The following is a 19,571-nucleotide window of genomic DNA, read 5'->3' as shown; positions in this document are numbered from 1 at the left end:
TGATTTAGTGTCGGGAAACCCGAGGAGTGCCGTTACCGGCGAGGCTCCTCGCGGCGGCCGAGTTGGCGACGCAGGCTCTCGGGAAGCAGCTCGCGAAGCTGCTCCGGCAACAGGGGCAGATCCAGCAGACCCAGCTTGAGCTGATTGCGTTCCTGGTGGCGGCGCGGATCGAGGCGGACCACCAGGCCGGCGTCGGGGCGGTAGTGCACCTCCACCGCGCCCGTTGTCGACCGGTTGCGGATCACCCGCCCGTCCACCTCCACCGAGACCGGCCCGGACCCGGGTCGCAGGTCCAGCCGCACCGTCTCCTCCGGCGCGAGCACCACCGACCGGGAGATGCCGGCCATCGGGGCGCTCGGCGTCACCACCACGGCCTGCGTGGCCGGCGAGATCAGCGGGCCTCCGGCGGCGTAGCTGTAGGCGGTCGACCCGGTCGGGGTGCACACGACCACCGCGTCGCAGCGGTAGTAGCCGTACTGTTGCCCGTCCACGCTCAGGGTGGCGCTGACGAAGCCCTGCCCCGGATGGCGGACCAGCGCGATGTCGTTGAACGCGACGACGTCGTCGCCGCACACCGTGCAGGCCAGGCAGCTGTGTGCCTCGACCGTGTACTCCCCGGTCAGCAGTCGGGCCAGCGCCGCCGGCAGCTCCGGCGGTTCGACCTCCACGAGGAAACCCAGCTTGCCCAGGTGCACGCCGAGCACCGGCTTCGGGTCGCGGACGGCCATCCGCAGCGCGCCCAGCATCGTGCCGTCGCCGCCGATGGCGATCAGCATGTCCGACCCGGAGGCCAGCTCCTCCTCCGGCACCCCCCGGACCGCCTCGGGCACCCGGTGCCGGTCCTGTTCGCGAACCGCCAGGGCGGCGTGGTGTTGGGCGGCCCAGGCCACGATCGTGCCCACCACCGGGGACACGTCCCGGGTGGGATGGAGCACCAGCCCGAGCCGGAACCGATCCATGTTCCCAGCTCATCACAGTTTGGGCGGCCGGCACGGGCCTACGCGCAACCACCGCGTACGCAAGGGCGTTTCGCCCGGTCGGTTGGTTCGTTGGGTCAGGAGCGACCAACCAATCCCGAAGGGGGCCCGCGCGATGACCTGGCCCGGGGCTGCCCTCGACCCCGGCGGGGCGACCGGTGGAACCGAGGCGCGGTTGGACCCGCCGACCGGGGACAGGGCGTCGGGCGCCCACCGGGATCTCGTCGGTCGGGTGCTCCGCTGCTACCCGGTGACCGTCGTCGTGCTCGCTCCGTACGCGCTGCTCATCCTGCCGATGGCGGTCGTCTACCGGAATCCGGAGACCGGCTTCATCGTCTCCGTGGTCGGGCTCGCGTTGCTGGGCAGCGTCGCCGTGGAGACGATCGTCCGGCTGTTCGGACGTCCCGACCCGCGGTGGCGGGAGGGCTTCCGACGCGCCCACGCCCGGTATCCGTGGCTCTACCCGGTCGCCGTCGTGGTCACGCTGACCAGCGTGGCCGCGAACGTGCTGGGGGCCCACCTCGGTCGGGGAACCATCGTCAACCAGGTCTCCGGTGACCTGTCCGACGGGCCGCTCGCGATGGTGAGCACGCTCTTCTCGGGCTGGACGGCCCTGGGCTTCGCGCTGCTGGTGGCCAGCCATCTGGGCGGCCGGTTGTCGCGGGCGAAGCTGTACGGCTGGCTGGCCGTCCTGGTCGGCGCGGAGCTGTACGTCGCCATGCTGACGGCCGTCACCGCCCCACTGGTCGCGCTTGTGTTCTTCATGGCTGCCACCGGAGCGCTCTGCGGCGTCTTCCGACTGCGTTACCTGGCGTTCTGCGCGGTGGTGCTCTTCCTCGCCTGGCCGGCCGTGTTCGAGCACCGCAACGCCATCCGGGAGGATCGCGGCGTCGCGGTGGATACCAAGGTCACCGCCAGGGACCGACTGCGGCTGGACAACCAGCTCAGCATGGTGGCGGGCTTCGACGTCCCGGTTGACCTGGGTCAACCCGGGGTCACCGACTACCTGCGGTACGGGCTGGTGCCCCGGGTCCTGGATCCGGACCGGCCGGTGCTCTCCACCGGGCAGCAGATCAACATGTACATCGGCGGCGGCCCGACGTCGGCCTACACCTTCCTTCTGCTGGGCAACATCTGGTTCTTCGACGGCCCGACCGGCGTGGTCGCCGTGCACGCCTTCTGGGCCGCGGTGGCGGCGGTGCTGCTGCGCTGGCGGGGTCCGCCCGGCCCGATCCGGCTGAGCCTCTTCTGCCTGGTGCTCTACGACCCGCTGCTCTGGTCCAACACCTATCCCGACTCCACCATCAGCTTTCTGCAGCACGTGGTCGCGGCGATGCCGGTCTTCGTCCTGCTGGGGCTCAGCCGCCGCCCCCTGCACGGGGCCCGGAAGAACCCGGCCACCGGCCGGTTGCCCACCGCCCCGGGCGGGGCCCGGTGACCGTACGGGCGGGCCGGCACACGGTCGGTCGGCACGCAATGGGCCGGCACGCGGTCGGGCGGGGCGGCGTCCCGGACGGGCCCCGGACCGGTCGCCGGGCTCTGCTCGCCCTGGTCGTCGGCGGGCTCTCCAGCGGCGGCAACCTGCTGTTGGCGATCACCGTGACCCGGCTGGAGTCGGTCGGCGGGCTGGGCCAGTTCGCCCTGGCCTTCTCGTTCTACATCGTCGGCTCCGGGTTGGTGCGGAGCACCGTGACGGACACCGTGCTGGCCACCGGGGGCGGTGTCGCGTCGGCCGCCCGGCGGGCGATCCTGCTCGGCCTCGTCGGCGGCGCCCTGGTCGGCGCGGCCGGCGCGGCGTACGACTCGCGCTACCTGCTGTTCGCGGGCCTCGCCCTGCCCGGGTTGGTCCTCTACGACTACACCAAGGCGGTCGCCGTCGGCATCGGCGCTCCCTCGGCGGCGATGGCCCAGGAGATCGCCTGGGCGGCGCTCACCGGGTGTGCCGCGCTGGCCGGGCTGCTCCGGGTGATCGAACCGCCGTACGTCTTCGCCCTGTGGGCCGTCGGTGGCGGCCTGATCGGGGTGGTCGTCGCGGCCCGGCGCCGGTACGCGCTGGTGCCCGGCTGGCGGGTCGGGCGAGCCGAGACCCGCGTCGCGGCGGGGTTCGGTGCGCAGTTCCTGCTGACCACCGGGTCGGCGCAGTTGGCGCTGACCGCGGTGGCGTTGGTCGCCGGCACGGCGGTGGTCGGCGCATTGAGCGCCGGGCGCACGCTGCTGGGGCCGGTCAACCTGGTGCTGTCGACCGCGGCCACGCTGATCCTGCCGCAGTTGGCCCGTTCCCGGGCCGAGTCCCGAGCGGTGCGGACGCGGGCGGCTGTCCGGCTCGCACTGCTCGTGGCCGCCGCCGTCCTGCCGTTGACCATCGCGGTCGCCCTGTTGCCGGACGCGGTCGGAAAGGAACTGCTCGGCGCCAACTGGACCGTCGCCCGAAGCCTGCTGGTGCTGCTCGCGTTGGAGAGCCTGCTCGCCGTGCCGGCCACGATCGGCTTCGCCGGGCTGCGGATCGAGCGGGCGAGCCGGCGGGCGATCGTGCTCGGCATCCTGCTCGGCGGGCTCCGCGTGCCGGCGGTCGTCGCCGGGGCGGTCCTGTTCGGCGCGCCCGGAGCGGCCGGCGCGCTTGTCGTCCTGGCCCTGGTCAGCGCGGTCGCCTGGGGCGGCAGCTATCTCCTGCTGCTGCGGGGCCCCGCGGCGGACCGCCCACCGGCCGTCCAACCGGCCCAACCGGTCTGACCGGCGGACCCGGGCCGGACGGGGTCGACGCGGGTCCGCCGGTGGGTCAGGCGATGGTCGTGAGGGCGGCGCGGACGCGTTCCACCACGGCCTTGACCGCCGGTTCGGCCAGATCGGCGTACGTGGGCAGGTTGATGCCGCGGCGACTCAGGTCCTCGGTCACCGGACAGTCCGCGCCCGGGTCACGATGCGCGGGCAGGTCCGGGATCGGCACGAAGAACGGGCGGGTCTCCACGCCGAGCCGGGCGAGCGCGACGGCCAGCGCGTCCCGAGACGTCGTGTTCCCCTCGGCCCCGACGAGGAAGGCCGCCATCCAGGGCGCGCGGCGAACTCCGGCGGCCACCGGCTGCGCCGACAACGCCGGCTCGTCGGCCAACTGCTCCTCGTAACCGGCGATCACCCGGTCCCGGAGGGCGATGATCTCGTCCGCCCGCTCCAGTTGGGCGCAGAGCACCGCGGCGCACAGGTTCGTCATCCGGTAGTTGTAGCCCAGCACCGGGAAGTAGTACCGCCGCTGCGGATCCATGCCCTGGTTGCGCAGCAGGCGCATCCGATCGGCCAGGGCCGCGTCGGAGGTGGTCACGCAGCCACCCTCGCCGGAGGTGAGCACCTTGTTACCGAAGAACGAGAAGGTCGTGACGTCGGCGAGCGAGCCGGTGGGTCGCCCGTCGAGGGTGGCGCCGAACGACTCCGCCGCGTCGGCGACCAGGAGCAGGCCGTGCCGGTCGCAGAGGTGGCGCAGGGCGGTGTAGTCGGCCGGGTGCCCGTACAGGTCGACGGCGATGACCGCCCGGGTACGCGGGCCGATCGCGGCGCGTACCGCTGCGGGGTCGACACACCAGCTCTCCGGCAGGACGTCCACGCAGACGGCACGCGCGCCGCAGTACGCGACGGCGTTGGCCGTCGCCACGTAGGTCAGCGCGGGGACGATCACCTCGTCCCCCGGCCCGATGCCCGCCGCCGCGAGGACCAGGTGCAGCGCGACCGTGCCGTTGCTGGTCGTCAGGGCGGTGTCGGCGGCGCAGCGACGGGCGAAACGCTCCTCGAAGTCCCGCAGGTACGGGCCCTGCGACGAGATCCACCCGCTCCTCAGCGCGTCGACCACGTACCGCTCCTCCAACGTGGAGAGGCTCGGTCGGGCCACCGGATAGGTGTCGTCCGCGATGCTCATGATCCATCCCCTCCGCCGGCGACGGCGTCGTTCGCGGCCTGCGCGACGAACGGGGACCGTGGCACCGGACCCGATCCGCCCCGCGCCGCCCAGCCCAGGACGTCCAGGTAGTCGCGGCCGGTGGCCGCCCAGGTGCGACCGGCCAGTCGGTCGTTCGCCCGCCGGGACGCGGCGGCGTAGCGCTCCCGCTCGTCGAGCAGGTGCCGCACTGCGTCGGCGAGGGACCGCGGGTCCCGCGCCCGGAAGACCGCCGCCTCGGCGCGATTGAACTCCAGCTGGTCGCGCAGCGGCTCGACGTCGGCGCAGGCGACCGGGAGACCCCAGGTGAAAGCCTCCAGCATCGCGCCGCTGGCCGCCTCCCAGAGCGAGGGTACGACCACCGCGTCCGCTCGGGCGTAGAGGGCGTTCAGCTCGTCCAGGCTGACGAAGCCGGGGAAGGAGACCCGGCCGCGCAGGTCGGGTTGTGCGGCACGGGCGAGCAGTCGACTCGCCTCGGGCTCGACCAGCGGCCCCGGGCAGACCAGGCGGCAGTCGGGCAGCAGCGCCATCGCCTCCAGCAGGGTGGCATGGTTCTTGTGCTCCGCAGTGGACGACGGGTAGACCAGCAGCCCCGGCTCGGGTCGCGCGGACGCGCGTTCCGGTGCGGGTTGGAACGCCGGGGTCGGGATGAGCACGGTCCGCTCCGCGGCCTCCGGGAAGAGGCGCAGCGTCTCCCGGTACGGATGGGGCCAGGTGACCACGATCGCCGCCGCGCGGCCCACGTTCTCCCGGATCACCGCCGCGAAGCCGGCAGCGTGGAACTCGGCCCCCAGGTGGCGGGTGTCGTGCAGGACGACGACCGAGGTGCCCGACCCGATCGGGGCGCTGTGCACCGGGAAGAGGGTGACGTCGGTGTCGGCGTGCCGCACGACGGACCGTTGCCGGACCGCGTTGACGGCCGTGCGCACCGTGCGGGAGTTACGCATCACCCTCGGCGTCCACCGGCGCAGCAGTTGGCCGGTGGGGTTGTCGGAGCGGAGCGGTTGCGCCACCTCGGTCCAGGCGATCCGCGCGTCCGGCACCTGCTCCCGCCACTGGGCCAGCGTGCCCCGCAGGACGTTCACCCGCAGGTCGCAGGAGTCGTCGGCGGCCATGCCGGTCAACAGACCGTAGGTGAAGGCTTCGAGGCCCGCGGCGTGACCGGGACGGATGGGTGCGGCGTCGACCGCGAGCCTCACCGGTCCACCCGGATCAGTCGCCCCATCCGCTCGTCCTCGAGAAGCTGCCGGTCGGCGTCGACCATGACCCGGACCAGGTCGCTGAAGAGCGTCTTCGGCGCCCACCCCAGGGTGCGTCGGGCCTTCGAGTAGTCGCCGATGAGGGCGTCGACCTCCGCCGGCCGGAAGTAGGCGGGGTCCAGTTCCACGTACCGCTGCCAGTCCAACCCGACCCGGTCGAACGCGGCCTCGACGAACTCGCGCACGGTGTGGCCCTCGCCGGTGGCGACCACGTAGTCGTCCGGGGTGTCCTGCTGCAGGGCGAGCCACATCGCCTCGACGTACTCCGGTGCGTAGCCCCAGTCCCGGACGGCGTCCAGGTTGCCCAGGTAGAGCTTGTCCTGAATGCCAGCCTCGATCCTCGCCACCGCACGGGTGATCTTGCGGGTCACGAAGTTCTCGCCCCGGCGCGGGCTCTCGTGGTTGAACAGGATGCCGTTGGCGCAGAACATGTTCCAGGACTCGCGGTAGTTCACCGCCGACCAGTAGGCGTACACCTTGGCGCAGGCGTACGGGCTGCGCGGGTGGAACGGGGTCTCCTCACGCTGCGGTGGCGGGGTCGAGCCGAACATCTCCGACGAGGACGCCTGGTAGAACCGGCAGCCGACGTCGGCGGACCGGGCCGCCTCCATCATGCGCAGCGCCCCGAGCCCGGTGACGTCCGCCGTGTACCCGGGAATGTCGAAGGACACCCGGACGTGACTCTGCGCGCCCAGGTTGTAGATCTCGTGGGGGCGGATGTCCCGGATCAGGGCGGTCAGCGAGGCCGGGTCGGAGAGGTCGCTGTAGTGGAGGAAGAGGCGGGCGTCGCCGCTGCGCGGGTGGACGTCGACGTGGTCGATCCGCTCGGTGTTGAAAGAGGACGACCGCCGTTTGATGCCGTGCACCGTGTATCCCTTGTCGAGCAGGAACTCCGACAGGTAACTGCCGTCCTGACCGGTGATGCCGGATATGAGTGCCACTCGTGACATGAAGTCCCTCTCCTGCTGGGCCAATTTTCCCCGCCGGATCCTTATATCGCTCTCGGGGTCGGCACTCCTGCGGTTTCATGTAACTGGCGGAATTTATTCTTCGCAGCCGCTCTTCGCGGCCGAGTTGCGGCAGCCCAGTTGAGACGGCTCAGTTGAGAATGTGGCTCAGTCACGGATCGAGTCTCCGATCGTTAGGTGAAACGATCCTGTGGCACGAGCGAGGAGCGAGGATGGCCGGCGACCCCACCCCCGCGGCGGACACCCGAGAAAGACCGGCGACTGTCGACGAGAACAAATTCCACGTCCTTGTCACCGCCGGCTATTTCGCTCCCGGTTGGCGGGCCGGAGGGCCCGTCCGATCCATTTCCGAAGTGCTCGCCCTGGCCAGTGACGACATTGAGACGTCCATGCTGACCCGCGACCGCGACCTCGGTTGCCGCGACCCCTATCCGGGGCTGTCCGGTCGCTGGGCCCGGGTCGGCCGGACGAACGTCTTCTATCTCGGCGTGCGTCGACCGGGGCAGTGGCGGTCGCTCTGGCGCTCGCTGCGCGCCGGCCGTTTCGACCTGCTGTACGTCAACAGCGTCTGGTCGACGTTCTCCATCCTGCCCATGGCCGCGGCCCGGCTCGGTCTGCTGCGGGTGGGCCGCATCCTGGTCGCCCCCCGCGGTGAGTTCGGCGCGGCCGCTCTGCGGGTGCACCGACTCCGTAAGCGGATCTTCCTGACCGCCTGGCGGTGGATGCTGCTCGACCGTCGGGTGCTGTGGCACGCCACCACACCGGTCGAGGCCAACGACATCCAGCGGGTGCTGCCCCGGGCGCGGATCGGTGTCGTCGCGGTCAGCCGGGGCCCCGAACCGGAAGAGGCGCCGGTCGAGACACCCGCGAGTCACCACGCGCGGCTGGTCTTCATCGGGCGGATCTCCCCCATGAAGAACCTCGACCTGGTGCTGGCCGCGCTCGCCTTCGTGCCGGTGCCGGTACGGCTGGACATCTACGGCCCGGTGGAGGACCAGGCGTACTGGCGACGCTGCCGGGAGCACCTGGCCGAGCTGCCCGACTCGATCGCCGTCAGCTACCGGGGCGAGCTGCCACCCGAGCAGGTCCGCGCGACCTTCTACCGCTACGACGCGTTCGTCATGCCGACCCGGGGGGAGAACTACGGCAACGCCATCGCCGAGAGCCTGTCCGCGTGCTGCCCGGTGCTCTGCTCCGACCGGACACCGTGGACGTCGGTGCTGCGCGACGGTGGCGGGCTGGTCCTCACCGAACTGACCGCGACGGCGTTGGGCGCCCTCGTCACCCAGGTGGCGACCGCCACCCCCGAGCAACGGCACGCGGCCCGGGTCGAGGCGGGGGCCGCCTACCGCCGTTGGCGGGCGAGCCGGGCGCCGATCAGCGTCCTCGACCAGGCGTGGCGGGTGATTCGCGACCCGGCGTACCGGGTGCCCCCGCAGGGGCGGACACCGTGACCCGCGCTCAGCCCTGCCTTCCACGACCCGCACAGCTGCCACCAGGAGGCGTCAAGTGACCCGCGTGATGACCGTCGTCGGGACCAGGCCGGAGATCATCCGGCTGGCCCGGGTGATCGACGCACTCGACCGGACCGTGGACCACACGTTGGTGCACACGGGGCAGAACTGGGATCCCTCCCTCTCCGACGTCTTCTTCAGTGAGTTGGGGGTCCGAGCGCCCGATCTCCTCCTGCGGGCCGACACCCGATCGCTCGGCAGCCTCCTCGGCGCCGTCCTGGTCGGTACGGAGAGGGCGATAAACGAGCTGCGTCCGGACGCGCTGCTGGTGCTCGGTGACACCAACAGTGCCATCTCGGCACTGATGGCCCGGCGGATGAACGTGCCGGTGTACCACATGGAGGCCGGCAACCGGTGCTTCGACCTGAACGTGCCGGAGGAGACCAACCGGTGCATGGTCGACCACATCGCCGACTTCAACCTCGTCTACTCGGAGCACGCCCGGCGCAACCTGCTCGCCGAGGGGCTGCACCCACGCCGCATCCTGCACACCGGCTCACCCATGCGCGAGGTGCTCGACCACTACCGACGGCAGATCGATCGGTCCACAGTGCTGGCCCAACTGGAGCTGGAACCGGGCGGCTACTTCGTCGTCAGCGCGCACCGGCAGGAGAACGTCGACCACCCGGACCGGCTCCGTCGGTTGCTGGAGTGCCTGCGGGCGGTCCGCGACGAGTGGCGGCTGCCGCTGTTGGTCTCCACGCATCCGCGTACCCGCAAACGGCTGGAGGCGCTCGCGGGCGACGGCCTGCACCTCGACGGCGTGGCCTTCCACGAGCCGTTCGGCTTCTTCGACTACGTGACCCTGCAACGGCATGCCCGATGCACCCTGTCCGACAGCGGCACCGTCAGCGAGGAGGCCGCGATTCTCGGGTTCCCGGCGGTGACCCTGCGCGAGTCCATCGAACGTCCGGAGGCACTGGACAGCGGGGCGATCGTGATGACCGGCCTGGAGCCCGACGGGGTCGTCGAGGCCATCCGGGTGGTGGTGGCACAGGTGGCCGACGGCTCGGTAGCCTGTCCGCTCGACTACCAGGTCCCCGACACGTCACGCCGGGTGGTCGACTTCATCCTGTCGACCGTGCGCCGCCATCACGACTGGGCGGGCATCCGCCGCTGACCGGTCCACCGGCCGCGCCGGCACACCCGTGACCACGACGCCCGGGGCGACATCACGGGTCACGCAGGCGCCGGCGCCCACGGTGGCGTCCCGGCCGACGGTCAGCTTCGGCAGGATCGCGGCCGTGGTGCCCACCAGAACGCCGTCCTCCAGCCGGCAGTATCCGGAGACCGCGGCGAGCGGATTGACCGAGACATAGTCGCCGAGCACGGTGTCGTGCCCCACCGTGCAGTTCTGGTTGAGGTGCACGTGCCGGCCCAGCAGCACGTTCGTCGTCACCCGGGCGCCGCCGGCGGCGAACAGCCCCTGCTGGTGGACGCAGTCGGGGCCGATCTCGGCGGCCGGATGCACCACTGTGGCCGCCGGTAGGCCGTACCGGGCGATGGCCTGGTCGGTCTCGCGGCGCAGCCTCGGATGCCCGACGCCGAGCGCCACGTGGGTGCTGCTCGGTTGGGCGGCCAACCACCGGGTGGGGCCGAGGAAGGCAACGCCCAGGCGGTGCACCGACTCGACGTTGGACTCGGTGGGGTAGTCGTCGACGAAGCCCAGCACCCGCCACGGCGCCGCATTCTCCGCAATGGTGTTCAACAGCCGAATAACCCCATATACCTCACGACCCATTCCACCCGTGCCTACGATCACTACGTCGGTCGTCAACCGCGGCTCCCTCGGCTACGGAGAACGCTGGCCGCTCTCCGTCATCTGAACCGGTTACCGGTCCTGATGGTGACGGGTGAGTGCCGGCGCCCTGGTCAGTCCGCGCGCGTTCCAGGTGCGGGTGTGCCCGCGCCGACGCCGGGACAGCAATCGGGGAAGGTGAGCCAAGGTGAACGAGCTGGCAGGGACGCGTCTGCCCGACAGCACCGGAACACCGACAGCGCGATCCGCGACCACGACGGGATACCGGGTGCTCGCCACCGCCCGCGTGTTCGAGCCCGGCTTTCGTGGCGGCGGGCCGATCCGCTCCCTGCGGTTCATCCTCGACACCCTGCCGGACGACCTCGACGTCACCCTGGTCACCGGTGACCGGGACCTCTCCTCGCCCACACCATACCCGGGCCTGTCCGGGCGGCTGGTGCGGCGCGACGACCGCTGCGCGGTTTTCTACCTCGGCCCGTTCGCCCTGCGGCACTGGGTCCGACTGGCGCGGCACATCCGGTCCCGCCCGGTCGACCTGATCTACGTCAACAGCCTCTGGTCGCTCTTCTCGGTGCTGCCGATCCTGGCGGTGGCGCTGCGGCTGGTGCGCGTTCGCGCGATCATGCTGGCCCCGCGCGGCGAGCTCTCGCCCGGCGCGCTCGCCATCAAGGCGCGCAAGAAGCGGCTCTTCCTGGCGGTCTGGGCCCCGCTTCTGCGTCGACTCGACGTGCGCTGGCAGGCGTGCAGCTGGCTGGAGGAGAACCAGATCCGCGCGAACATGCCGTGGGCGCAGATCATGGTGAACGGCAACGAGTGCCCGATCCCGGAGCGGCCAGCGCCCCGGGCCGTCGCCCACGACGGGCCGCTGCGGTTGGTGTTCGTCGGCCGGATCTCCCCGATGAAGAACCTCACCCGGGCGTTGGAGGCGGTCGCCGGCGCCACCCACCCGCTGGAGTTCGACATCTACGGCCCGCGGGAGGACGAGCAGTACTGGGCGTGCTGCCGACGCCTCATCGACGCGATGCCCGAGCATGTCCGGGTCCGCTACCTCGGGGAACTCGGTGCGAACGAGGTGATGGCGACCTTCAGCCGATACGACGCCTTCCTCTTCCCGACCCTGGGCGAGAACTACGGCCACGTCATCCTGGAGAGCCTGGCGTCCGGCTGCCCGGTGGTCTGCTCCGACGCCACGCCCTTCAGCGAGCTGATCGCCGCCAGCGGGGGAGCGGTGGTCCGGCCGGCGACGGCGGCCGCGCTGAGCGAGGCTCTCGACCGGCTGGCCGACCGGTCGGCCGGGGAGCGTGCCGAGGCGAAGGAGACCGCGGGCCGGCGGTACCGACTCTGGCGACAGCAGGTCCGGGAACTCAACGTGCTGGACCACGCCCGGCGATTCTGCGCCTGACCCGGCTGGCCGCGATTCTGCGCCTGATCCGGCTGGCCGCAACCTGCGGCTGGTCCGGCTCGCCGGGACCGCGTCACCCGGGCGGGAACTGCGTCGTTGCAGTGGCGGGGCCCGCATGGGCGGGTCCGTCGTCCGCCACCCCGGTAGGCCCCGATGAGCGAGGACAGCACGTGCCCAGTCGCGTTCGTACGATGGTCCGACGAGTCCGGGACCACCTGGCCGCCACCCGTGACCCCGAGGCGTTCGCGCGGTCCCTCGGGGTGAACCTGACCGGACGGGTCAGGTTCTACGGCATCAGCCGGGCGATGTTCGGCTCGGAGCCGTGGCTGATCACCATCGGAGACAACGTCTACATCACCTCCGAGGTGCAGTTCGTCACCCACGACGGCGGCACGCTGATCCTGCGCAAGGACCACCCCGACCTGGACTGGACCGCTCCGATCACAATCGGCGACGATGTCTACATCGGTATGCGGTCGATGATCCTGGCCGGCGTCACCATCGGAAACCGGTGCGTCATCGGGGCGGGCTCGATCGTCACGCGCGACATCCCGGACAACACGGTGGCGGCCGGTGTCCCGGCGCGACCGCTGCGGACCACCGACGAGTACCTGGAACGGTTGCAGGCCAAGTCGCTGGGCATCGGGCACCTGCCCGTACCGGAAAAGCACGAGGCGATGAAGAGGATCTACGGGGTGACCACCGTCTGACCCGGCGCGCGGCCGCGACCGCCCGCTCAGGCCCGTCGGTACGCGACCCGTGGCGGCGGCAGTTGGTGGACGCCGGCGATGGTGATCGCTCCCAACGCTCCGGTCGTCCCGGTCACCTCGTAACCGAACCGGTCCCCGGTCATCGCCGCCGAACTCGTGCCGAGGTTGAGGGTGGTGGCGGCGCCGGCGCTGCTGGCCCGCAACGTGGGCGCGGTGACGCCGTTGGTCTGCCACACGTGCCCGTACCAGTGCCAGCCGGCGGGCAGCAGCACCGGGACGGTCAACACCGACTCCTGGACGCCCACCGACGTGACGTCGACGCTGCCGAAGTCGGCGATCGGGCCGAGGACGGCGGGACGACCGGTGGCCGGATCGTGGGCGTACACGCCGTGCCGCACCACCCCGGTGCCCGCCACGGTGACCTCGACGCACACCCGGTCGACCGGGCTGGGCTCCGCCAGGTGGACCGGGTGCAGCAGGAGCGACTGGTAGGCGCCGGTGTAGGTGACGTGCTGGGTCGGGCCGGCGAGGGGGAGGAAGTAGCTGCCGCGTGGGCAGGTCGCCCCGGGTAGCGGCCCCACCCGCGCCGGGCCGGGCTCCGCGCGCCACATCCCGTACCCGGCGGGGACGGTCATGCCGTACGAGATCCCGGCGACGGCTACCCGGTCCGGCACGGTGAGGTTCGTCGGGCCGACCGGGACCAGCAGCCGGTGGAACAGCTGCGGCGCCGCCATCTGGGTCTGGGCGACGGGGTCGACCCGTTCGATCATCACGAAGTCGTGGGTGGAGTCCGACACGACGATCTCGGTGGCCGCCGACGGCGGTGCCAGGTAGCGCCGGTAGGCGGTGCCGGTCACGGATTCGCCGGCTTCGAGGGTGCGGCCCCACACCAACTGCGGGTAGTTCTTCTTCAGGCTGGAGCTGATGAACCAGCCCTTGGCCGTGGTGTTTCGGGCCCGGACCTCGGGCACGCCGTCGGCGACCGGCAGCAACCCGACGGCGATGCCCCACTGCTGGACCTGGCCGCTGTCGACCACCCACTGGGTCATGCTGCTCGCCGGCAGCAACGGGTTCTTCAGGGTCGCCGGGGCGAAGTCGGTGAGGGCGGGCAGCGTGTCGATGTTCGCCCACCCCGACCAGTTCAGGCCACCGGCCGTGCCCACGTTCGGCATGAACTGCCGGCGGGTGCCGCCGGCCACCGGGGTCAGCGGGTGGCACTGGGTCACCCCGGCGTTCAGCGTGAACCGCTCCAGCGCGGCCACCGTCTGCCCGACCAGCAGGCCGCCCTGCGACCAGCGGTAGACGTTCGAGATCCGGCACAGGGACGGGATCCGCGACATGATCGTGGCGATGGGTGTGCCGATGTTCGCCCGGGCGGTGTCGATCATCCCCTGATAGGACGGGATCAGGTAGGACTCCCGGATCGTCAGCTCCTGCCCCGTGAACCGGCCGTCCGGCACCGAGCGCCCGTCGAGTTCGACAGTCACCGTGTGGGAGTGGGTGGCCGGGCGGATCTGCACGTCGGGCGTCAGACCCGTGATCGGCACGGTGGTCGTGTCGGTCGCCCCAAAGAGGTGGGTGAGCGGCGCGGTCGGCTTGACCCGGGCGCCCTGCGCGATGCCGTCGACGACCGTGTACGGGTTGCCGAAGAGCAGGCTGTCCGCGTTGGTGACGGCGAGCAGGGTGAAGGTGCGCGTCCCGTCTGTCCACTGCGAGCCCACGTCGACGGTCGTCTTCCCGTGGTTGGTGACGACGATCTGGTTCCCGACGTTGTAGCCGTGGTTGCCGCCGACGTACGACCAGCCGGTGTTGATCGGGCAGTTGTCGTCGGACGTGTCGTGGATCTTCGTCCCGACGGCGGTCATCACCGGCCACACCTGGGCGTCGGTTGCGGTCGAGGGCACCAGGGTGACCTGGGGGAGACCGGAGTGCCACATGCCGACCATCGCCTCCGCGTACGCGAGGTTGGCCGGCATGACCAAATCACGGGTGCTGTCGAAGCGCGACCGGACGGACATCAGGGCGTTGGACCGGTAGACGATCAGCTCGGGCATGGTCGGCACCTCCACCGCGAACGCACTGACGACGAACCTCACTGTTGCCGGTCGGGGCAAGGGGGCCGTTCTCGGTCCGCACCCGGAGAGGGTGAATTTGCCCCCGTCGCCGTCACGCGACCCGTGCTCACTCGATGAACAGGTGTTCTGGCGTACACGGGGGGTTTCATGCGCATCTTGATCACCGGCGGAGCCGGTTTCATCGGGTCCAACCTGGCCCGCGCCGCGATGGTCGAGCCCACCGTCGGTGGGGTCACCGTCCTCGACGACCTCTCGGTCGGGCTGCGGGCCAACCTCGACGGCCTGGACGTCGAGCTGATCGAGGGCTCGATCCTGGACCCGGCCGCCCTGGACGCCGCCATGGCGGGCTGCGCGGCGGTGGTCCACCTGGCCGCGCTGCCCAGCGTCCCCCGCTCGCTGAGCGACCCGTTGGCCTCCCACCACGCGAACGCGACAGGCACTCTCATGGTGCTGGAGGCGGCGCGGCGACACCGGGTCGCGCACGTCCTCGTCGCCTCCTCCTCATCCGTGTACGGCATGAACCCGGCGCTGCCCAAGACCGAGCTGACCTGGACCCGCCCGATGAGCCCGTACGCGGCCAGCAAGCTCGCCACCGAGGCGTACGCCCTGGCCCACCAGGCGTCGTTCGGGCTGCCCACGCTGGCCTTCCGCTTCTTCAACGTGTTCGGCCCGGGCCAGCGGCACGACCACGCGTACGCGGCCGTCATCCCCCGTTTCGTGCACGCCGCCCTGCGCGACGAACCCGCCGTGGTGCACGGCGACGGGACGCAGTCGCGCGACTTCACCTACGTCGGTACGGTCTGCGAGGTCATCCTCGACGCGCTCCGTCGACGGGTACACCATCCGCATCCGGTCAACCTCGCCTTCGGCGCCCGGGCCAGCCTGTTGCGGGTCCTCGACGAGCTCGAGTGGTTGTGCGGCAAGCCGATCGCCCGCGAGTACGCGCCGCCGCGGACCGGCGACGTCGCGCACTCCCTGGCCGACAACGCCACGCTGCGGCACCTGTTCCCGGACGTCGCACCGGTCGCCCGTGCCGAGGGGCTGCGCGCGACGGTCGAGTGGATGGCCGATCGGTTGGACGCCGAGCGTGCCGTAGCCGTCGCACCTCGGTGACCCGGGCAGCGAGTCGGGCCGTACCGGAGCCGGTGGCCCCGGTGGCGGTGGTTCCGGCCGCCGCGCCACCTACCGGCACCACTGTCGCGCCCGGCGCGCCCACCCAGGCGGCATCGAAGGACCGGGACCGCACGGTCACGGTGGGCATCGCCGCCGCGATGGTGGCGAAGGGCATCGGCCTGGCCGCCCCCCTGGTCATCACCCCGGCCTGCTTCCGATTTCTCGGCGACCAACGGTACGGCCTGTGGATGGCGGTCACCGCCCTCACCGGGATGGCGTGGTTCGCCGATCTGGGGCTGGGCAACGGGCTGCTCACCCGGCTCAGCCACCTGGCCGACGACCCCCGGCAGGCGGCCCGGGAGGTCTCCAGCGCGTTCGCCACCCTCGGGGTGGTCGCGGTGGCGCTGCTGGTGGGTCTCGTGCTGGTCGCCCCCGTGGTGCCCTGGGCGGCGCTGTTCAACGTCAGTGACCCGGGTGTCGCCGCGGAGGCGTCCGCCCTGGTCCTGCTCTGCTTCGGCGCCTTCGTGGTCAACATCCCACTCTCGCTGATCCAGCGGATCCAGTACGCCCGGGGCCAGGTGGTGCAGAGCAACGTCTGGCAGTCGGCCGGGGCGCTGGCCGGCATGACGGCCGTGCTCGGCGCCATCGCCGCCGGGTGGGCGCCACTGGCGGTCATCGCCTGCGCGGTGCTGCCCGTGCCGGTGACCAACCTGCTCAACTGCGTGACCTACTTCTGGTTCCAGGATGGCGGGCGGCGGCCGAGCCCGAAGCTCGTGCACCGGGCCACCGCCGTCGGTCTGCTCCGGCTGGGTCTGCGGTTCTTCGCGCTCACCACGATGTCGGCGATCGCGCTGAACGTGGACAGCCCGCTGGTCGCGAACGTCCTCGGGCCCACCACGGCGGCGCACTACGCGGTCGTCGGGAAGCTGTTCGGCGTCCTGTCGATCTTCGTCGGGCTGGTCGGTATGACGGTCTGGCCGGTCAACGGCGCCGCCCTGGCCCGGGGCGAGGTGGCCTGGGTGCGTCGCAACACCCGCCGCATGGTGCTGCTCTACGGGGTGATCGTGGGGACGGTCGGGGTGGTGCTGGTCGGCTACGGCCACCGGCTGATCGACCTCTGGGTGGGCGGCATCGACCGCACGGAAATCCCGGTCACGGTCCTGATCGGGCTGGCGAGCTGGTCCCTCCTGATCGCGGTCACCTCCCCGCTGATCCTGGTGCAGAACAGCATCGGGCTGCTCCGCCCGCAGTTCGTCGGCTGGGCCACGTTCCTGCTGCTGGCGACCGCGCTCAAGATCTGGGGGCTGCGGCAGTTCGGGCTCGCCGGCCTGCCGGCGGCGGCCTGCGTCGCGTACGTGCTCACCATGTGGCCGGCCGTGCTGGTGGGATACCGCCGGGCGCTACGCAGGGGAGAGCCGACGTGACCGGACAGTGCCGGGTGCTGCGGGTCGTCGGCGAGCTGAACTTCGGCGGCACCGAGATGCGCACCGCCGAACTGCTGCCCCGGCTCTCCGCCGCCGGCGTCCAGGTGCACCTGGTGACGCTCAGCGACCGGGTCGGTCCCGGGCCGCTGGCCGGCGTGGTCCGCCGGCACGGCGGCACAGTCACCCCGATCCCGCTCGACCTCCGCTTCGCCACCCGCTTCCTGGGCCTGCTGCGGCGGCTGCGACCGGACGTGGTGCACGTCGACTGCGCCAACTTCTCCGGGGTGCTGCTCGCGCTCGCCGCCCTGTGCGGTGTGCGCGTCCGCGTCGCCCACTTCCGGGGCGACGACAACCAGCACCGCAACCTGCGCCGACGGGTCTACCGCTGGATCTGTAGACGGCTGCTGCGGATCTCCGCCACCGACATCCTCGGCGTCTCGCCCAGCTCGCTCACCGTCGCCTACGATCCGCGCTGGCGCGACGATCCCCGCTGCCAGGTGGTCCTCAACGGACTCGACCTGGACCGGCTGCGCCGCCCCAGCCAGGACGACCTGCGGGAGTTGATCGGCGCACGCCCGGCCGAGCTGGTCTGCGTCAGCGTCGGCCGGGCCTCGCCGGAGAAGCGGCGCTGGCTCCTGCCGCCGATCCTCGCCGAGCTGCGGGCCCGGGGAGTGGAGGCCCACGCCGTCCTCATCGGGCCGGGCGACGACGCCGACGACGAGCGCGTCCGGGCGGCCGCGACCGCCGCCGGTCTCGCCGACCGGGTGCACCTGCTGGGCCCGCGCGACGACGTGGGTGGGCTGCTGAGCCAGGCCGACGTGGTGGTCCACCCGTCCTGCCTGGAAGGGCTGCCCGGGGGAGTGCTGGAGCCGGTCGCCCTGGGCGTCGGCACGGTGGCCGCCGAGCTGCCGGGGGTGCGCTTCATCGCCGAGCACCTGCCCGGCGTGACCATCGTCGACACCGACGCCGCGCCGCGACTGTGGGCGAGCGCGGTGCGCGCGGCGGCGTCGTACACCGAACAGACCTCGGCGTCGGCGGCGGCGCAACGGTTCGCGGGCAGCGTCTTCGCCATCGACACGGCGGCCACCACCCACCTGACGATCTACCGACGGTGGGCGTCGGCCCGCCCGGTGCGACCCCGGCCGCCAGCCTTCTCGACACGGGGAGAGAGATGAACGAGCAGACGACGGTGACCCGCCGGCAACCGCGGCGGGACGCGGGGTCGACCGGGCGGGCCGACCGGCCGCGTCCCCTGCTGGTGGGCGCGTACGCCTTTCCGCACGGGGACGCCACCTCCAACCGCCTGTTGCAACTCGCCCGTTCCGCCGCGCCCGACGGCGCGCACACGCTTGTCGTCAACGACTGGCCCTGCGAGGTGCCCTTCCCGGCCGGGCAGCCCGGCGTGACCGGCATCGACCTGCTCACCATGCGGATCCGGGGTCGGCACCACCTCACCCGCGCGTCGGCCCGAGTGGCCCGACCGCTGCGGGTGCTGCGGGCCGTCCGCCGCGTCGGCGTCGGGCGCGGTGACGTGAGCGTCGTGCTCCTGCCGATGGCCCTGATGACCCTTGGGAACTGGGCGACCCTGCGCCTCGTGCTGCGGTGCCCGGTGGTGGTGGACGCCAGCGAGCGCCACGACCGGCGGCAGTTCCGCCGTGGCTGGCTCACCCCGTACTTCGTCCGGCACCGCTGGTCGACGTTCCTGGCGACCCGGCTCGTCGGCCGGGCCACGGCGGTCTCCACCACGCTGGCCGACTACCTGACGGGCCACGGCCTGGACGTGCTGGTGGTGCCGCCGCAGGTGGACTGCGACGAGTTCGAGGCGCCGCAACCACCCCCGATCAGCGACGGCCTGCGCCTGCTGTACGCGGGCACCCCCGGCCGCAAGGACATGCTCGACGTGATCCTGCGGGGCATCAGCCGGCTCGCCCCGGAGCACCAGCGGCGGGTCAGCCTCACCATCGCCGGGGTCAGCGCGGCCGACGCCGCCGCCCACTCGGACCTGGACGTCGGGGTGCTGGACGCGGTCTCGGCCGACGTGCGCTTCCTCGGTCGCGTTCCCCGCGAGACCGTGCTGAGCCTGCTGTCGAAGTCGCACTTCTCGATGCTGGTCCGCCCCACCGGCGGGTACGCGGCCAACGGGTTTCCGTCCAAGGTGCCGGAGAGTCTCGCCGCCGGGTGCCCGGTGCTGCTCAACCACACCAGTGACCTGGCCGCCTACGTGCACGACGGGGTCGAGGGGTTGGTGCTCGACGGCAACGGCCCGGACGATGTCCGGTCGGCTATCGAGCGGGCGCTGCGGCTGCGGGACGAGGAGTGGACGGCGATGAGCGGGGCGGCCCGGTCGCGGGCCCGCGACTCGTTCGACCACCGGGCCTGGCGGGACCGGGTGAGCGCGTTCGTGACGGCGGGCCGGGGCGACTGAGCCGACGCCCACCGGCCGCGTGCGCG

16 protein-coding genes are annotated in these 19,571 nt (G+C 71.9%); 10 read left to right on the top strand and 6 right to left on the bottom strand.

The features are described 5' to 3' along the window. Positions 1–32 precede the first annotated feature (32 nt). Complete coding sequence (locus PSH25_RS09205) at positions 33–959, bottom strand: NAD(+)/NADH kinase (RefSeq protein WP_238658611.1); 927 nt, start codon at positions 957–959, stop codon at positions 33–35. Between the two features lie 133 nt (positions 960–1,092). Here PSH25_RS09205 and PSH25_RS09200 point away from each other — a divergent pair, with 133 nt between their 5' ends. Together PSH25_RS09200 and PSH25_RS09195 are read left to right on the top strand one after the other, a co-directional pair. Continuing rightward, entirely contained in the window at positions 1,093–2,415 is a 1,323-nt protein-coding gene (locus PSH25_RS09200; protein ID WP_238658610.1) for a hypothetical protein, read from the top strand. Further along, entirely contained in the window at positions 2,412–3,707 is a 1,296-nt protein-coding gene (locus tag PSH25_RS09195) for an MATE family efflux transporter (protein WP_238658609.1), read from the top strand. Before PSH25_RS09200 ends, PSH25_RS09195 begins: the two co-directional genes overlap by 4 nt. Positions 3,708–3,753: 46 nt before the next feature. Here the strand turns inward: PSH25_RS09195 and PSH25_RS09190 are convergent, their stop codons facing one another. The 3 genes from PSH25_RS09190 to gmd are packed head-to-tail and all read right to left on the bottom strand — an operon-like array spanning position 3,754 to position 7,105. Then, positions 3,754–4,878 carry a DegT/DnrJ/EryC1/StrS family aminotransferase gene (locus PSH25_RS09190; protein ID WP_238658608.1) on the bottom strand — a complete coding sequence of 375 codons (1,125 nt, stop codon included), beginning with the start codon at positions 4,876–4,878 and terminating at the stop codon, positions 3,754–3,756. Beyond that, on the bottom strand, positions 4,875–6,095 hold the full coding sequence (locus PSH25_RS09185) for a glycosyltransferase (RefSeq protein WP_238658607.1): 1,221 nt from the start codon (positions 6,093–6,095) through the stop codon (positions 4,875–4,877). The genes PSH25_RS09190 and PSH25_RS09185 overlap by 4 nt, the downstream gene beginning before the upstream one ends. Continuing rightward, the gene (gene gmd / locus PSH25_RS09180; RefSeq protein ID WP_238658606.1) at positions 6,092–7,105 is read right to left on the bottom strand and encodes a GDP-mannose 4,6-dehydratase; all 1,014 of its coding nucleotides are present in this window, start codon (positions 7,103–7,105) and stop codon (positions 6,092–6,094) included. Before gmd ends, PSH25_RS09185 begins: the two co-directional genes overlap by 4 nt. 230 nt (positions 7,106–7,335) lie before the next feature. On the opposite strand from gmd, the gene PSH25_RS09175 reads away from it, so the two are divergent. Together PSH25_RS09175 and wecB are read left to right on the top strand one after the other, a co-directional pair. Further along, positions 7,336–8,577, top strand: a complete 1,242-nt coding sequence (locus PSH25_RS09175) for a glycosyltransferase family 4 protein (protein ID WP_238658605.1) — start codon at positions 7,336–7,338, stop codon at positions 8,575–8,577. A gap of 55 nt (positions 8,578–8,632) precedes the next feature. Beyond that, entirely contained in the window at positions 8,633–9,757 is a 1,125-nt protein-coding gene (gene wecB, locus PSH25_RS09170; protein WP_238658604.1) for a non-hydrolyzing UDP-N-acetylglucosamine 2-epimerase, read from the top strand. Here the strand turns inward: wecB and PSH25_RS09165 are convergent. Beyond that, a complete protein-coding gene (locus PSH25_RS09165; RefSeq protein WP_308193644.1) occupies positions 9,686–10,399 on the bottom strand; it encodes an acetyltransferase in 714 nt (237 codons plus the stop codon). The genes wecB and PSH25_RS09165 overlap by 72 nt on opposite strands. A gap of 184 nt (positions 10,400–10,583) precedes the next feature. Between PSH25_RS09165 and PSH25_RS09160 the strand changes: the two genes are divergently transcribed. After that, positions 10,584–11,798, top strand: coding sequence for a glycosyltransferase family 4 protein (locus PSH25_RS09160; protein WP_238658601.1), 1,215 nt, complete (start codon positions 10,584–10,586; stop codon positions 11,796–11,798). A 191-nt stretch (positions 11,799–11,989) separates the two neighbouring features. Then, positions 11,990–12,508 (top strand): acyltransferase, encoded by a 519-nt coding sequence (locus PSH25_RS09155; RefSeq protein WP_238658599.1) that lies wholly within the window; start codon positions 11,990–11,992, stop codon positions 12,506–12,508. 26 nt (positions 12,509–12,534) lie between these two features. On the opposite strand, the gene PSH25_RS09150 is transcribed toward PSH25_RS09155, so the two are convergent. Beyond that, a complete protein-coding gene (locus tag PSH25_RS09150) occupies positions 12,535–14,562 on the bottom strand; it encodes a hypothetical protein (protein ID WP_238658597.1) in 2,028 nt (675 codons plus the stop codon). A 168-nt stretch (positions 14,563–14,730) separates the two neighbouring features. On the opposite strand from PSH25_RS09150, the gene PSH25_RS09145 reads away from it, so the two are divergent. Genes PSH25_RS09145 through PSH25_RS09130 form a run of 4 tightly spaced genes read left to right on the top strand, consistent with a single transcriptional unit; the run spans position 14,731 to position 19,545 of the window. After that, positions 14,731–15,696 carry an NAD-dependent epimerase/dehydratase family protein gene (locus PSH25_RS09145; protein ID WP_238658595.1) on the top strand — a complete coding sequence of 322 codons (966 nt, stop codon included), beginning with the start codon at positions 14,731–14,733 and terminating at the stop codon, positions 15,694–15,696. A gap of 41 nt (positions 15,697–15,737) precedes the next feature. After that, complete coding sequence (locus tag PSH25_RS09140; protein ID WP_238658594.1) at positions 15,738–17,120, top strand: lipopolysaccharide biosynthesis protein; 1,383 nt, start codon at positions 15,738–15,740, stop codon at positions 17,118–17,120. Further along, the gene (locus PSH25_RS09135) at positions 17,117–18,295 is read left to right on the top strand and encodes a glycosyltransferase family 4 protein (protein WP_238658592.1); all 1,179 of its coding nucleotides are present in this window, start codon (positions 17,117–17,119) and stop codon (positions 18,293–18,295) included. The genes PSH25_RS09140 and PSH25_RS09135 overlap by 4 nt, the downstream gene beginning before the upstream one ends. Beyond that, positions 18,292–19,545 (top strand): glycosyltransferase, encoded by a 1,254-nt coding sequence (locus PSH25_RS09130; protein ID WP_238658591.1) that lies wholly within the window; start codon positions 18,292–18,294, stop codon positions 19,543–19,545. Before PSH25_RS09135 ends, PSH25_RS09130 begins: the two co-directional genes overlap by 4 nt. Positions 19,546–19,571: the final 26 nt, after the last annotated feature.

This window comes from Micromonospora foliorum, assembly GCF_022229015.1.
GTDB lineage: Bacteria > Actinomycetota > Actinomycetes > Mycobacteriales > Micromonosporaceae > Micromonospora > Micromonospora foliorum.
Note: the sequence above shows the minus strand (reverse complement) of the source record. Positions and strands in the feature narration are given on the sequence as shown.